We start from the raw sequence: 14,843 nt of genomic DNA on the forward strand, positions 1-14,843 counted from the left end.
TTCAAGAATGGGATGATAGCGCCGCGTTCGTCTTCAGCGAATATTATTATGAACACGAATCGCGAGCTTATACCATTCATTATATTTTTGTTTATAAACGCTTGAAGATGGCCTCGGCGGTATCGAGCGTCTGGTTCAGGTCTTCATCGGTGTGCGCGGCGGAAACGAAACCCGCTTCAAAGGCAGACGGGGCCAGATAAACGCCTTGTTCCAGCATGGCATGGAAGAAGCGTTTGAACAGGTTCTGGTCGCATTGCATGGCCTGGGCAAAGCTCGTTACCTGTTCGGCTTCGGTGAAAAACAGCCCGAACATGCCGCCGACGGCATTGGTGGTCAGCGCAATGCCGGCCTCTTGGGCGCGCTGCTTCATGCCTGCCGTCAGTTTTTCGGTTTTTGCCGTCAGATCTTCAAAGAAGCCGGGGCGCGCAATCAATTCCAGCGTCTTCAAACCGGCGGCCATCGCGACCGGATTGCCGGACAGCGTGCCGGCCTGGTAGACAGGGCCCAGCGGGGCCAGGCATTCCATGATTTTCCGCTTGCCGCCGAAAGCGCCGACCGGCATGCCGCCGCCTATGACCTTGCCCAGCGTCGTCAGATCGGGGGTAATGTTATACAGGCCTTGCGCGCCATGCAGGCCGACCCTAAAGCCGGTCATGACTTCATCGAAAATCAGCACGCTGCCGTACTGATCGCAGACCTGACGCAAGGTTTCCAGAAAGCCCGGCACTGGCGGAATACAGTTCATGTTGCCGGCGACCGGCTCGACGATAATGCAGGCGATCTGCTCGCCGATGTCGGCAAACAGCGCTTTGACCGCCTCGCTGTCGTTATAAGCTAGAGTAACAGTGTTTTCGGCGAAGGCGGCCGGCACGCCCGGCGAGCTCGGCACGCCCAGCGTCAATGCGCCGGAGCCGGCCTTGACCAGCAGGGAGTCGGAATGGCCGTGATAGCAGCCTTCGAATTTGACGATCTTGTCACGGCCGGTATAGCCGCGCGCCAGCCGGATCGCACTCATGGTCGCTTCGGTGCCGGAGCTGACCATTCTGACCAGATCGATGGATGGCACCAGCTCGGTCACGCGCTGGGCCATAATTGTTTCGATTTCGGTCGGTGCGCCGAAGCTCAGGCCCTTTTCGGCGGCAGCCTTGACTGCCGCAATCACTTCAGGATGGGCATGGCCCAGAATCATGGGGCCCCATGAGCCGACGTAATCGATATAACGGTTGCCCTGGCTGTCGTAAATATAAGCGCCACTGGCATGGTCGATGAAAACGGGCGTGCCGCCTACGCCGCTGAAAGAGCGGACCGGTGAATTCACGCCGCCCGGAATGACACGTTTGGCATCGGAAAATAAAACAGCTGCTTCAGTCATAATTTCTTTAGTTTCAAGGTTAATTTTCAGTGACGTAAAGGATAGGGGAACTTGGCTGGGATTGGAAGGGGGAGCGTGATCAAGATGCGTATGCTGCCGCACAGACCCGCTTTTTTGCCTGTATTATGTTGATAGCGGCCGCTGATATAAACATGTTCGGTTTTAAAACTGATGAATTGGCTTCAGTAATTGAAAAGGGAGAATCATGCGCTGGTTTTCGCTGTCACGTATTCTAAAAATGATCTGCCGGCGGGGTTGGCTGCCGATAATCGGCATGTTTATGCAGATTGGACCGGCTCAGGCGCACGGGCTGATTGAAGAAACAAGTAGAGCACGATTACCGGTAATATTCAGCGGGCTGTTGCTGGTTGCTCTCTGGTTAATCTATTGCATCGGAGCCCGGCGCGTGCGACCCACGGCAGGACGATGGCTGGCATTTCACGGAGCCGGTCTGGTGGCGGCCTTGATCACGTTCGGGCCGTTGGCGCCCTGGCTCGGAAGCGGCTCGGCCGCGCACATGATCCAGCATCTGTTGATTATGGCCGTGATCGCTCCGTTCTATGCGCTGGCGCGGCCATTGCCGCAATGGCTGGCGGCAATGGGGCGGACAGGCCGCTTTTGCATTTAAGCCGTTACCCGATCTGGGCAGGTGGCTTGCAGGGCGCCGTGATCTGGTTCTGGCATGCGCCAAAGTTTTATAACCTGGCGTTGGCCAATCCCGGATGGCATTTCGTCGAACATGCCGGCTTCGCCCTGGGTGCCGCCATATTCTGGTGGTCGGTATTGGCTCGACATAGCGCAGCGGCCTTGCCGGCCCTGCTGATCACATTCATGCACACGGGCATGCTCGGCGCGCTGCTGACTTTCGCGCAGACGCCTTTATACGGCGACATGCTCGATCTTCAGGACCAGCAACTGGCCGGCCTGATCATGTGGGTGCCGGGCGGCCTGCCTTATCTGCTCGCCGGCGGCTGGTGCGGTCTGCGCTGGTTTCGGAAACATGCGCAGGCTTAAGCCTCAACGCCTCGCGCAACGACGAAACCTCGCGCGCCGTGACGGTCGACGCGACATTACCCCAGCTATTGCGGATAAAGCTCAGGACTTCGGCGATTTCAAGGTCGGATAGTTTTTGGGCAAAGCTGGGCATTTTTTCGGATTTCGACCTTTTTTGAGTCTGCGTGATCTCGCCGCCTTCCAGCGTCAGGTGGATCAGCGACGTAGGGTTTCGAGCAAGCACGGACGGATTGCCGGCCAGCCTCGGAAATTTGCGCGCTTCACCTTCACCGGTCGCCTTATGGCATTTGGCGCAGAACGACTGATAAATGCCGACGCCCGGCCGCTCGATTTCGCCGGTTACGATCGCCGACAGTTCTATGCCCACGGCCGGCGCATCGGGCTCGTAGGAAGCTTTTTCGCTCCGGGGCGGCAAAGACTTCAGATAGTGGGCGATAGCCTTGAGATCCTGCTTGCGCAAATACTTCGTGCTGTTCTCAATCACCTCCACCATGTTGCCGAAAACCACGCCCACATCGCTGTGGCCGGTTCCCAGAAAGTCAGCAATGGCTTTTTCCGGGAACCGGCCCAGCCCTGAAGCCGGCGCGCCGGTCAGATTGGCGGCAAACCAGTTATCGACGACCGCGCCGGTCAAATAGTCCGGAGAAGCTTCCGTGTAACCTTTTTCCTGAAAGGCCAGGCCGCGCGGCGTGTGGCAGGCGCCGCAATGCCCCAGGGACTGTACCAGATACGCGCCCCGGTTCCATTCTGCATCGCGGTCCGGGCTCGGTTGATAGCGCTCGTGGTTGACGAAGAGCGCATCCCAGAGCAACAGCGTCCAGCGCTGATTGAACGGAAAAGGAAGCCGGGTTTCGGGCGGTCGATGTTTGACCGGCTTCACCTCTTTCATGAAATAGTCGTACAGGGCGCGGATATCATCGTCCGATATGGCTGTGAACGAAGCATAGGGCATGGCCGGATACAGGCGCTTGCCACCCATGGCGATGCCGTCCCTGAGCGCGCGGCTGAAATCCTCCAGCGTGTAGCGGCCGATACCGGTTTCAGGGTCCGGCGTGATGTTCGTCGAATAGATGATCCCGAAAGGCGAGTTGATCGGCAGGCCGCCGGCAAAAGGCGCGCCTTCCGTTCCTGCCGTATGGCAGGCCACGCAATCCCCTGCCCGGGCCAGGTAAGCGCCCCGGCTGATGGCCATGTCGGTTTGTGCCATGGCAAGGGCCGATAACAGTGCAGCACAGATACCGGTCGTGATTCTTACGATGCGCCATGCCATGGGGTTCAAAGCCAAGGGCTGCATGGCGACACCAGCAAGACTGCGCAAGCCGTGAACAGTACCGCCATGGTGAAGATGAAGCTCGACATGGCGCTCAATTTTGCCAAAAATTGGGTTCGATCGTCACGCTCTTCCAATAATGGCGCATGTGTTTGTCGGCACAAGGTCCAGGCCATGAATCCCGAGAGCAGGGCTACTGCCAGGCAAACGCCGCTGATCACGACCAGCATGATTGGCAATCCCTGCCAGAGCGGCTCGGGCAGCGGCGCTTGCTGGGGAAAGCAGGCATGGGCGGCCAGCGGCTCGCTCAACGACAGCTGCGCTATCCAGGCGGCCGGTGCGCCGAACAGCGCCACTAGCAGACGCGGAGCGCTTACCCGGTCAGGTCGTTTGAATGAGGCTGAGGGATTAGCGTCGGCGAACATGGCATCTCCTAAAAAAGGTAGGGCGTCAGGTACAGCGTGGTAAAGACGAACAGCCAGACCACGTCGACGAAATGCCAGTAAACGCCGCCAATCGTGACAGCGGCATAACGCCGGTCATCAAAATAGCCGAGCGCGGTCCAGAGCAGCAACAGCAGCAGGATCACCAGCCCGACGGCGACATGCAGCAGGTGAAAGCCCGTGATCGTGAAGTACAGCGAATCATACAGGTTTGTGGTCATGTCGTAGGACTTATGACTCCATTCCCTGAACTGAATCAGCACAAAGCCGGCACCCAGCAGGATAGCTACGGCCATCGATGCCAGGCTCCACTGCAATTGCCTGCGCCGGATGCAGCGCTCGCTGGCCCAGACAAAACCGCTGCTGGCCAGCAGGATTACCGTGTTCAGGCTGGCTATGCCCAAAGGCGGCAGGCCTTCCGGCGGCCAGTGCTGCTGTGTCTGCGAGGCCAGATAGAAGTAGGAAAACAGCAGATACCCGAACAGCGCGCCCTCGGTCACGATCAGGGCCAGCAGTCCCCACCAGCCGCCGGCGCGTTTGCCTTCACTGCCGACCGGCAGCGGCCGGTCCAGTTGCATCACCTCAGACATGGGCGACTCCTTTGTCGGTTTTAATGGCGGGCACGCGCTGCGCCAGCGCCTTGCTCGGCCACAACCAGGCAATCAGCGACAGGCTGGATGCCATCACCATCAGGCCGGTAAAATCCCAGGCATGCAGCAGCATGCCGGCAAAAACCAGACTGCTGAACAGCCCGAGAAAGAACGGCGCATAGGAATCGTCAGGCATTTTCAGAATGACGTCCGGCCTGGCGTCGAGCGGCGTCGTGCCCAGCGTTTCGCGCCCTTCCATGAGCAGATAGCCGGTTTCGAGACTGGAGCGGCCGTAGCCTTCGTCCACCCAGTCTTCCCATAAAGGATGGCGGCTGGCAATGATGGGAATGACCGCGAAATTGTAAGCCGGCGGCGGCGAAGGCGTGGCCCACTCCAGCGTCGGCGCGGCCCAGGGATTTTCCGCCGCCAGGGCGCCGCGCCTCAGACTGACGACGACGTTGACCAGAAACAGCAGCAGGCCGGCGGCGAACACGAACGCGCCTACCGATGTGATCAGATTGACCGTATTCCAGCCCATGTTGGGCGCATAGGTATAGATGCGCCGGGGCATGCCCAGCAGGCCGGCGATGTGCATCGGGAAGAAGCCTGCATTAAAGCCGATGAACATGACCCAGAAACTCCATTTCCCCAGCGTTTCGCTCATCATGCGGCCGAAGAATTTGGGAAACCAGTAATAGATGCCGCCCACGACCGGGAACACATTGATGCCGAGCAGGACGTAATGCAAGTGCGCGACCACGAAATAGGTCTCGTTGAGCTGAAAATCCAGCGGCACGGCCGCAACCATAACGCCTGAGAGTCCGCCTATCACGAACAGCAGCACGAAACCGGCGAAAAACAGGAATGGCGTATTGAAAACCGGGCGGCCCAGCCAAATCGTCGCGATCCATGCGAACACGGCGACGGCGCTGGGGATCGAGATGACCATGCTGGTCGCGCCGAAGAACGACAGCGCCAGCGACGGCAGGCCCGTGGCGAACATGTGATGAATCCAGACCCCGAAACCGAGCAGCATGGTCGCCATCGTGGATAGGGCGACAGGGGCGTAACCGACCAGCGGTCGGCGGCAGAACGTGGGCAGCGCGTCCGACACGATGCCCATGGCCGGCAGCACGACCGCGTAAACCCACGGATGCCCGAACATCCAGAACAGGTGCTGCCACAGCAGCGGCTTGCCGCCGTTCACGACATCGAAGAAGTGCGTGCCGAATTGCCGGTCCAGCCAGAGCATAAAAAAGGCCAGACTGACGACGGGAATGGCGAACACATTGGCGACCGACGCCGTCAGCGTGCCCCAGACCAGGATCGGCACGCGGTCGATCGACATGCCGGGCGTGCGCATGCGGAACAGCGTGACGATGAAATTGATCGAGCCGACCGTCGTCGAGATGCCCAGCAGCACCATGCCCAGCGCGTAGACATCGATGTTGGGGCCGGTGTTGTACAGGCGATCCGTCAGCGGCACGTAATTGAACCAGCCGTCGTTCGGTGCCTGACCCAGCGGAAAGCTGGCGTACAGGAAGAGGCCCGCGAACAGGAACAGCCAGTACGATAACGCGTTGAGGCGCGGGAACGCCATGTCCCGCGAGCCGAGCATCAGCGGCCATAAATAATTGGAAAAGCCCGACAATACCGGCAGCGCGTACAGAAAAATCATCGTCACGCCGTGCATCGTGAACAGCTGACTGTACTGCTCCGGCGTCAGCAGTGTCTGGTCCGGGCGCGCCAGTTGCAGGCGCATGATTAGCGCCTCGATGCCGCCCAGCAGCAAAAACAGGAAGGCCGTGACCAGATAACGCAGGCCGATGGTTTTATGATCCACCGTCGACAGCCAGCCGCGCCAGCCGGGCGGCGTTTCCCATAAACTGGCCAGGCGTATTTCGGCGTCCGATCCGCGCGGGGCGCAGCCCACCTCGGGTACGCGGATGAGGGAGCTGTCGGCGCTATCTGTCATGGCGTGCATCCTTAATCAAGTGTCGATAAAAAGGCCGACAGCGAGGCCATCTCGGCCGGCGACAAGACCATGCTGGGCATGCGTGCTCCCGGCTTGAGTTCCTGGGCATGGGCGATCCATTGTTTCTGTTGCTCTGGCGTATTGACGAACGTTCCGCCCGCAATCAGGCGGCGCGATTTCAGGTGCGTCAGATCGGGCGCATGAGCGCCCACGGCCTCGGTGCCGCGTATCGAATGGCAACCCGAACAATGATCCATAAATGTTTTCCTGCCGGCATCGATATCGCTTGCAGATGACAGAACAGCTGGTTTGCGTTGAGCGGCTTGCCACTGCCGGAATTCGGCGGGACTTTGCGCAACCACTTCCAATGCCATGTGCGCATGCTGAAGCCCGCAGTACTGCGTGCATTCGCCGCGGTAGATGCCTGGGATGTCGGCCTGTAGCCATTGCCGGTTGATCAGGCCCGGAATCATCTGCGTTTTGCCGGCCAGCACGGGGACCCAGAAGGCGTGTATGACATCGGCGCTTTTCAGCTTGACCAGGACGGGCACGCCGACCGGGATGTGTATTTCATTGGCCGTTACAAAATTGAGCCTCGGGTCATCATGTTCATACTCGACCTTCCACCACCAGTCGTAACCGGTAATGGTCAGAGTCAGCGCCGGAGGCTGCGGCGGCTTGGTTATTGCGTTTAACGTGAGCAGGGCGTAGACGGCCATGCCGAACAATAGGAAGGTCGAGATGCCGGTGCCGATATAAATCCACCGCAGCCCGTTATCGTCATTATCAATCTTGCCGGTGTCCGGCTGGCGTTTATGCACAAGCGCCGCGATCAGGAGTGCTGCAACGATAAGAAAAACCATGGCCACAATCGATGCAAACACCCAGCCCAGATGCAGCGTCGGCGTTGAGGCCGGGCCATAGCTGTGCAGGAAATAGTTGAGCGGCGCGATTTCCTCTTCTGGCAGGGCGATGCTCATGGCTGGGCGCGCGGCTCAGGTTCGGTGCTTCAGTCGTCTTTGTGCAAAACGGCGCGGCTGACCTGGAAGATTGTTCATGTTTATCACTCCGTTGTTAAAGCCATCAATCTGTGTTTTAAGACCATAACTCGGTCCTCGCGTTCCGGCTGGGTGATAAACATGCACCGATTATGAGCGTTTCAGAAGAGGGTATGCGATACGTGCCCTACATGATTCATTCCCTCCACTCAACGGCCGCTCATTTAATTCAGAATCTGCTTCACGGAGGCGCTCAGGATACCGGCCGAATCCGGATCGCCCTGCAGAATTGCCGAGGCATAAGCTTTAGCCTGCTTGAAGGTGATATGCGGCGGCAGGGGCGGCACGTCGGGATCGGCATAGGCTTCCAGCACGACCGGGCGATCGGCGCTGAGCGCGCGCTCCCAGGCATCGGCCAGTTGTTCCGGCTGGTCGACGCGTATGCCCATCAGGCCAATCAACTCGGCCAGGCGCGCGTAGGGGAAATCGGGCAGGTCCTGGGAGGCTTCGAACTTGGGATCGCCGACCATGGCGCGCTGTTCCCATGTCACCTGGTTCAGGTCGCGGTTGTTCAGGACCATCACGATCAGGCGCGGGTCGCTCCAGCGCTGCCAGTATTTGCCGATCGTGATCAGTTCGTTCATGCCCAGCATTTGCATGGCGCCGTCGCCGACCAGCGCGACGGTCACGCGATCGGGATGAGCGAATTTGGCCGCCATCGCATAAGGCACGCCGCCGCCCATGGTCGCAAGTCCTCCCGACAGCGAGGCCATCATGCCGCGCCGGATTTTCAGGTTGCGCGCGTACCAGTTCGTGACGGAACCCGAGTCGCAGGTCAGTATGCAATGATCGGGCAGGCGCGGCGACAGTTCTGAAAAGACGCGTTGCGGATTGATCGGATTAGCCGATTCCATGGCCCGATCCTCCAGCGTTTCCCACCATTCCTCAACATTTTTTTCGATGCGGTTGCGCCAGCTTCGGTCTTCTTTCCTGTGCAGCAGCGGAATCAGCAATCTGAGCGTTTCGGCACTGTCGCCGACCAGATTCACTTCCATCGGGTAGCGGATGCTGAGCATGCGGCCGTTGATGTCGATCTGCACGCCGCGCGCCTGGCCTTCCTCGGGCAGGAATTCGGAATAGGGGAAACTCGACCCGACCATCAGCAGCGTGTCGCAGTCGGTCATCATCTCGTAGCTGGGCCGGGTGCCCAACAGGCCGATGGAGCCGGTCACATAAGGGATGTCATCGGGCACGGCGGCCTTGCCCAGCAGCGCCTTGGCAATGCCGGCCCCGAGCAGGTCGGCCACCTCGATGATCTCGGCCGTGGCGTGCAGCGCGCCGGCGCCGACCAGCATCGCGACTTTTTCGCCGGCGTTCAGGATGTCGGCGGCATGCTGCAATTCCTCGGCTTGCGGCACGGTGCGCGGGGCCTGATAGCCGATGCCCGAATAGACGGTGCCATGCTCGCGCGGCGGCTTTTCGGCGTCCATTTCCTGGATGTCGTTAGGAATGATGAGGCAGCAGACGCTGCGTTCCGACTGGGCGATGCGCATGGCGCGGTCGACCATGTGGCGTATCTGCGCCGGCGTCGACACCATATGCACATATTCATGCGCGACATCCTTGAACAACGACACGAGGTCGACTTCCTGCTGGTAATTGGCGCCCAGGGCGGTGCGCTTCTGCTGGCCGACGATCGCGACCACGGGCTGATGATCGAGCTTGGCGTCATACAACCCGTTCAGCAGATGAATCGCGCCGGGACCCGAGGTAGCGACGCAGATGCCGACTTCGCCAGTGAATTTGGCGTGCGCGCAGGCCATGAAGGCGGCGGTCTCTTCGTGCCGCACCTGGATAAAATCCATCCAGTCCGAAGCCCGGTTCAGCGCCCCGAACACGCCGTTAATGCCGTCGCCGGGATAGCCGAAGATGCGTTTGACGCCCCATTCGGACAAACGGCGCAATAAAAAATCGCTGACGTTTTCTTTCATGTCCTGGCCTCTGTATGGGTTTTGCATTCGGCATGCCCGCAGGTGCAGATATCCTCGCCGACGATGTTTTCGCAAAAGTCGCTGCAGTATTTCTCGCCCGGCCGCGCCGGACAGTGGCAGCCGGGGTGGGCGCATTTTGGGGGGGTGTCTTTATTGGGCTGGTCGTCTTTCTTGGTCGTGATCATGTCGTTCTCCTGATCGTTTTTCTTCCTGGCTATCTTACGCACCGACTATTCACAGTATGTTCGCTAGCGAGCTTAAACAAATATTTTTTATCTGGCATGCGACTGGGCGGCTGATAGAATGTTTCGGGATGGACTTTAAATATAAAAACTGCCGCTTACGAGAGAGGAAAAAGTCATGAAAAAATCAGTCATATCGTTATTTGTCGTGACACCGTGCCTTCTTATGCCGGTTTCCGCCTGGGCGCATACGGGTAATCATGAAATGATGGGGGTTGTTTCCGGTTTCAGTCATCCCGTGGGCGGCGCCGACCATGTGCTTGCCATGGTTGCCGTTGGCCTGTGGGCCGCGCAACGCGGCGGGCGGGCGCTATGGGCCATGCCCGGCGCGTTTGTGGTCATGATGGTGGCTGGCGGCATGCTCGGCTTTTCAGGCATGGCCATGCCTTATATTGAGCAGGGCATCCTGATGTCGGTGCTGGTTTTGGGGGCGTTGATTGCCGGCGCTTTCGAGATGCCTCTGGCGCTCAGCGCGGGCATGGTCGGTGTCTTTGCATTATGCCACGGCTATGCGCATGGCGCCGAGATGCCGTCGGTTACCGATGCGGTTTCCTACAGTCTGGGCTTTGTGCTGGCGACAGCGTTGCTGCACGCGGCCGGCCTGGTCGTGGGTATCGCCTTGCCGAAACTGAGCATGGAGAAAGTGACGCGTTTGGCCGGAGGCGCGATAACATTTGGCGGCATCTGCCTGGGCATTAGCTAAAGCGCACCGATTTAACGGATGATCAGTAGAACCAGGCGGCATAAAATGATAAAGTTTAGGGTTTATAGCCACCAGCCTTTAGGTTCTCGGATTGCCTGTATAGCCGATTAAAATTTCAACTATTACGACCCAAATTTATGAAAACGTTTACCTTTACAAAAAATCTTTTTTTGGCGGCCATGATAGGCACTGTTCTGGCGGTGTCAGTGACAGGTTGTTCGGATGACAAGGAGGAGCAGAAGCCGGCCAGCACCGCTGTGCATAATCCTTTCGATCATTCGCATGACGCGGTTGTGACCGATGTTCAAAAACATACGTTCGAACATCAGTTTGCGGATCAATGCGTGGCCAGGGAACTGAAAAGCTCTGTCAATAAAGAATACGACAAGAAACGGCTCGAAGATGCCTGTATGTGTATCGCGACTTTCCTGATGAAAGACCTGACGGCCGATGAAGCCGAGAAATTTATTACCGAGCATAAAAACACGCAGTCTTTAGTGATCAAGTATGAAAGTGCGGCTTATCACTGCCTGCAGGAGAAAGCCCAGCCTAAAGGCCCACAGTTGTTTGGCAAGAAACCGTAAAAACCGGGATTGTGGGGGCGGGTTTCTTCGCTCCCATAAGTTGATTAGCTAATGCTATGTAACAGTTAAAGATAAAGAATTTTTACCGCGAAGGTCACGAACGACCTTCGTGGTTAATCAATCAGCCTTACTACTTTAAATTTAAGCGATTATCGTAATAATCGTTTTTTCGGCCCATTCCTTCAATATTGCCAGACCGCCTTCCATGATCAGAGCCGGATCGGGATGATTGGCTTCCTGCGCCACTTGTCTTAAGTAATCCTCAGCCGTCAGCCCCTCATTTTCCTGAATCAGTTGCAGCAGCCGGTAAGTGATCCCCGTGATCTGGGAAAAATGAACCTCATCATCGATATTGCGGTAGACGATCAGGAAAGTCGGCTGTTCCGGCGCCACAGCCGGCAGGAAGTCGGGCGATAGCTGCTGGACCGGATATTGATAAGCCAGCGGCCAGGCCAGCGGCGACAGGGCGATGCGCTCGTTCGGCAGATTGTCGATGTCGTCGCGGCTATTGGCGATCACGTCCATTTTGGCGATCGCCAGCGCCGTTTCCACCCATTCGTAATGAGCCAGTTCGAGCAGAAAAGGCAAATCGTCGGGATTGTCGCGTTCGTTCTGCAGGTAATCGAGGAATTCTTCCGGAATTTCTGAAAAATAGGGGGATTGACAGCGGTGGCTGGCAAAGAAATCCTGAGCCAGCCCGAACCACTGCTTGTCATCGAGAATACTGCGCAGGACCGGAAAACTGCTGGACAGAAAGCTTTCCACATTGTTGAAGAACAACTCGCGATACATGGCCATACGCTGGGCCTTGACGTCGGCCGGCGCGGGATTGTTTTCAGGGTCTCTGATATAGGACGCAAACTCCAACTGCCTGGCTTTAAAATCGACGCGGTTGGCGATTTCAGGCTGACTGTTTTTCATGCTGATTTTCCCAAGCGTTTTGTATCGTCCGAATGGTGCGGACTTCCTGCACCAGTTCCGCCAAGGAAGGGATATTGAAATCCCGTTCCAGCAGAGTCGGGAATACGCCGTAAAGCTCATAGGCCTTGCCCAGCAGTTTCCAGACCGGGTCGATGATATCGGCGCCGTGCGTGTCGACCAGGAAATCCTCGGCTTCCACATAGTGCCCGGCAATATGCGCGTAGGCGATCCGATCGGCCGGAATGGCTTTCAGGAACGCCTCGGCGTCATAACCGTGGTTGACGCTGTTCACGTAAATGTTGTTGATATCGATCAAGACGTCGCAGTCAGCTTCTGCAATGACGGCGTTGAAGAAGTCTATTTCGGCCATTTCCTGGCCCGGCGCGGCGTAATAGGAGATGTTCTCGATAGCGATTTTTTGCTCCAGAATGTCCTGGACGCGCCTGATGCGCGCCGCGACATGCGAGACGGCCTCCGATGTGAACGGCATGGGCATCAGGTCATACAGATGGCCTTCGTTGCTGCAGTAGCTCAAGTGCTCGCTGTAGAATTTGATCTGGTGTTCGGCCATGAAGTTTTTGACGTCACGCACGAATTTTTCGTCGAGCGGATCGGTGCTGCCTATCGATAAGGACAAGCCGTGGCAAACAAAGTCAAAGCGTTCGGTCATGGCCCGAAACTGCTTGCCCAGTTTGCCGCCTATCGTGATCCAGTTTTCCGGTGCGACTTCGTAAAAATCGACTTCTTTGGGTGGATTTTCGACGATTTCAGTTAAAAAAGACCGACGCAGGCCCAGACCGGCACCGTGCACGAGATTTAGGGTTGTGTCCATAAGAACACCTGTATTTTGGATTAAAGCGGGAGGGCATGACGGTCATGCCCTCTTTTTGCAGTCAGGACAGGCTGTACCTGCCTTAAGGCTTATTCGCCGGCTGCGTTTTTAGGGCTGACTTTTTCCTGGCCTGCACCTTTAGTGTCCGTGCCTTTTTGCATGGCGCCGCAAGCGCCTTCTTTACCCTTCATCATGGCGCCGCACATGCCTTCCATGCCTTTTTTCATTTTGCCGCCTTCCATCATGGCGCCGCACATGCCTTCGCCGCATTTGCCTTCTGCCGCTTTATCGACTGATTTCGCGGCAGGTTTGTTGCCGGCGCAAGCGCCTTCCACGGTTTTGGGCGCCGCTTTCATGGCGCCGCCGCATTTGCCTTCGCCGCATGAGCCTTCTTTCATGCCTGATTTGGCAGTGTCAGCTGCAGCCACTTGCATGTAACCGCTGTTCATGTCGGTCATGGCGAAAGGGTTGGCTTCCGCATGGGCCGCTGTTACCGCCAAAGTAGACAGGAATGCGGTCCCCATAGCCGCCGCGAAAGGTGTTTTGTTAATTTTTTTCATATTGACTCCCGAGTATTAAAAACAGTGACTCATAAGTATTGAGTACGACTTATGATATCAAACACAACTGAACAAATGATGAATATCTGCTTGTCCAAATATTGAGCATCTAAAGACTATACAGGCTTAATCAAGTTCCTGCCACTGAGTTTTTAGCTAACTCGGTTGTTTTATTTGGATATTCGCACAGATCTTTAATGACACAGTTCGGGCAGAGCGGTTTTCTGGCAATGCAGGTGTAACGGCCATGCAGTATCAGTAAATGATGGGCATCTTTTTTGTGCTGCCTGGGCACCCATTTTTCGAGCTTTTGCTCCACTTCCCGCACGTTCTCGCCGGGCGCGATGCCGGTGCGGTTGGCGACGCGGAAGATGTGGGTGTCGACAGCAATCACGTGCTGGCCGAATGCTGTGTTCAGCATGACATTGGCTGTTTTCCTGCCGACACCGGCCAGGGCCTCGAGTTCTTCTCGCGTTTGCGGCACCTGGCCTGCATGCCGCTCGAGCAATTGCCGGCAAAGGGTCATGATATTGGCCGCTTTGCCCCTGTAAAAGTTGATGGTCTTGATATAGTCCGTCAGACCTTCCAGGCCCAGCGCCAGGATCGCCTCAGGCGTACTGGCGACGGGGAACAGCTTGGTGGTGGCTTTGTTGACGCCTTTATCGGTCGCCTGGGCCGACAGCACAACCGCGATCAACAGCTCAAAAGTCGTCGTGTATTGAAGCTCGGTCTTGGGCTCGGGAATGGCCGCTGCCAGACGGTCAAAGATGGCGCGGCGTTTTTCAGCGTTCATGGCTTGATCGATTTCAGTTTGAGCAAGGCTTCTTTTTTCTTGCGTGCGCGTTCGGCTTTTTCCGCTTCTTCCTGTTGCTGGCGCAGGCTGCGCGCCTCATAGCGGTGCATGGCCCGTTGCGCCTGCGCGGATTTTTGTGCCGGCGTAGGTTGAGGCTCTACAACGTTCATGACGATGCAGTCGACCGGGCAGGGTGCGATGCAAAGCTCACAGCCCGTGCATTCCGAGGCGATGACCGTATGCATGAATTTTGCCGCGCCCAAAATCGCATCGACAGGGCAAGCCGCGATGCATTTTGTGCAGCCGATACAGTCGTCTTCGATAATGAACGCGACCTGTTTGGGCTTGTGCTGGCCGAACTGCGTATTGAGCGGCTTGGCCGGTACGCCCAGCAGACGCGCGATCTCGATGATGCCTTCGTCGCCGCCGGGCGGGCATTGATTGATGTCGGCCATGCCATTAGCGATGGTCTCGGCGTAAGGCTTACAGCCTTTGAAGCCGCATTGGCCGCATTGGGTTTGCGGCAGTAAAGCGTTTATTTGCTCAATCACAGTT

At 57.3% G+C, this 14,843-nt stretch carries 15 protein-coding genes and 1 pseudogene; 3 read left to right on the forward strand and 13 right to left on the reverse strand.

Going from position 1 to position 14,843, the window contains the following annotated elements; translation table 11 throughout:
* Positions 1-91 precede the first annotated feature (91 nt).
* A complete protein-coding gene (gene hemL, locus METLU_RS0115285) occupies positions 92-1,372 on the reverse strand; it encodes a glutamate-1-semialdehyde 2,1-aminomutase (RefSeq protein WP_027158976.1) in 1,281 nt (426 codons plus the stop codon).
* A 280-nt stretch (positions 1,373-1,652) separates the two neighbouring features.
* Here hemL and METLU_RS29190 point away from each other — a divergent pair.
* A pseudogene (locus tag METLU_RS29190) lies at positions 1,653-2,386 on the forward strand (cytochrome c oxidase assembly protein).
* Here METLU_RS29190 and METLU_RS25535 read toward each other — a convergent pair.
* The 7 genes from METLU_RS25535 to METLU_RS0115325 all read right to left on the reverse strand — a co-directional run bounded on the left by METLU_RS25535 (position 2,301) and on the right by METLU_RS0115325 (position 9,838).
* On the reverse strand, positions 2,301-3,680 hold the full coding sequence (locus METLU_RS25535) for a c-type cytochrome (protein WP_081679116.1): 1,380 nt from the start codon (positions 3,678-3,680) through the stop codon (positions 2,301-2,303). The pseudogene METLU_RS29190 and the gene METLU_RS25535 overlap by 86 nt on opposite strands.
* The gene (locus METLU_RS0115300) at positions 3,662-4,081 is read right to left on the reverse strand and encodes a hypothetical protein (RefSeq protein WP_027158977.1); all 420 of its coding nucleotides are present in this window, start codon (positions 4,079-4,081) and stop codon (positions 3,662-3,664) included. Before METLU_RS0115300 ends, METLU_RS25535 begins: the two co-directional genes overlap by 19 nt.
* Positions 4,082-4,089: 8 nt before the next feature.
* Positions 4,090-4,689: a cytochrome c oxidase subunit 3 gene (locus METLU_RS0115305; RefSeq protein WP_027158978.1), complete on the reverse strand. Its 600-nt coding sequence runs from the start codon at positions 4,687-4,689 to the stop codon at positions 4,090-4,092.
* Positions 4,682-6,664 carry a cytochrome c oxidase subunit I gene (gene ctaD / locus METLU_RS0115310; RefSeq protein WP_027158979.1) on the reverse strand — a complete coding sequence of 661 codons (1,983 nt, stop codon included), beginning with the start codon at positions 6,662-6,664 and terminating at the stop codon, positions 4,682-4,684. Before ctaD ends, METLU_RS0115305 begins: the two co-directional genes overlap by 8 nt.
* An 11-nt stretch (positions 6,665-6,675) precedes the next feature.
* On the reverse strand, positions 6,676-7,644 hold the full coding sequence (locus METLU_RS0115315) for a cytochrome c oxidase subunit II (protein WP_027158980.1): 969 nt from the start codon (positions 7,642-7,644) through the stop codon (positions 6,676-6,678).
* A gap of 242 nt (positions 7,645-7,886) precedes the next feature.
* On the reverse strand, positions 7,887-9,680 hold the full coding sequence (locus METLU_RS0115320) for a thiamine pyrophosphate-requiring protein (RefSeq protein WP_231383624.1): 1,794 nt from the start codon (positions 9,678-9,680) through the stop codon (positions 7,887-7,889).
* Positions 9,650-9,838: a hypothetical protein gene (locus METLU_RS0115325; protein WP_036243185.1), complete on the reverse strand. Its 189-nt coding sequence runs from the start codon at positions 9,836-9,838 to the stop codon at positions 9,650-9,652. Before METLU_RS0115325 ends, METLU_RS0115320 begins: the two co-directional genes overlap by 31 nt.
* Positions 9,839-10,013: 175 nt before the next feature.
* Here METLU_RS0115325 and METLU_RS0115330 point away from each other — a divergent pair, with 175 nt between their 5' ends.
* The gene (locus tag METLU_RS0115330; protein ID WP_027158983.1) at positions 10,014-10,598 is read left to right on the forward strand and encodes a HupE/UreJ family protein; all 585 of its coding nucleotides are present in this window, start codon (positions 10,014-10,016) and stop codon (positions 10,596-10,598) included.
* A gap of 137 nt (positions 10,599-10,735) precedes the next feature.
* Positions 10,736-11,182 carry a hypothetical protein gene (locus METLU_RS0115335; RefSeq protein WP_027158984.1) on the forward strand — a complete coding sequence of 149 codons (447 nt, stop codon included), beginning with the start codon at positions 10,736-10,738 and terminating at the stop codon, positions 11,180-11,182.
* 141 nt (positions 11,183-11,323) lie between these two features.
* Here METLU_RS0115335 and METLU_RS0115340 read toward each other — a convergent pair whose 3' ends face one another.
* The 5 genes from METLU_RS0115340 to rsxB form a co-directional block, all read right to left on the reverse strand.
* Positions 11,324-12,103 (reverse strand): HvfC family RiPP maturation protein, encoded by a 780-nt coding sequence (locus METLU_RS0115340; protein ID WP_027158985.1) that lies wholly within the window; start codon positions 12,101-12,103, stop codon positions 11,324-11,326.
* Positions 12,084-12,935 carry an HvfB family MNIO-type RiPP peptide maturase gene (locus tag METLU_RS0115345; RefSeq protein ID WP_027158986.1) on the reverse strand — a complete coding sequence of 284 codons (852 nt, stop codon included), beginning with the start codon at positions 12,933-12,935 and terminating at the stop codon, positions 12,084-12,086. The genes METLU_RS0115340 and METLU_RS0115345 overlap by 20 nt, the downstream gene beginning before the upstream one ends.
* Before the next feature lie 89 nt (positions 12,936-13,024).
* A complete protein-coding gene (locus tag METLU_RS0115350) occupies positions 13,025-13,495 on the reverse strand; it encodes an HvfA family oxazolone/thioamide-modified RiPP metallophore (RefSeq protein ID WP_027158987.1) in 471 nt (156 codons plus the stop codon).
* Positions 13,496-13,625: 130 nt separating this feature from the next.
* Entirely contained in the window at positions 13,626-14,288 is a 663-nt protein-coding gene (gene nth, locus METLU_RS0115355) for an endonuclease III (RefSeq protein ID WP_027158988.1), read from the reverse strand.
* Positions 14,285-14,839 carry an electron transport complex subunit RsxB gene (gene rsxB, locus METLU_RS0115360; RefSeq protein ID WP_027158989.1) on the reverse strand — a complete coding sequence of 185 codons (555 nt, stop codon included), beginning with the start codon at positions 14,837-14,839 and terminating at the stop codon, positions 14,285-14,287. Before rsxB ends, nth begins: the two co-directional genes overlap by 4 nt.
* Positions 14,840-14,843: the final 4 nt, after the last annotated feature.

Origin of the sequence: Methylobacter luteus IMV-B-3098, assembly GCF_000427625.1 — a bacterium.
GTDB classification, from domain to species: Bacteria; Pseudomonadota; Gammaproteobacteria; order Methylococcales; family Methylomonadaceae; genus Methylobacter; species Methylobacter luteus.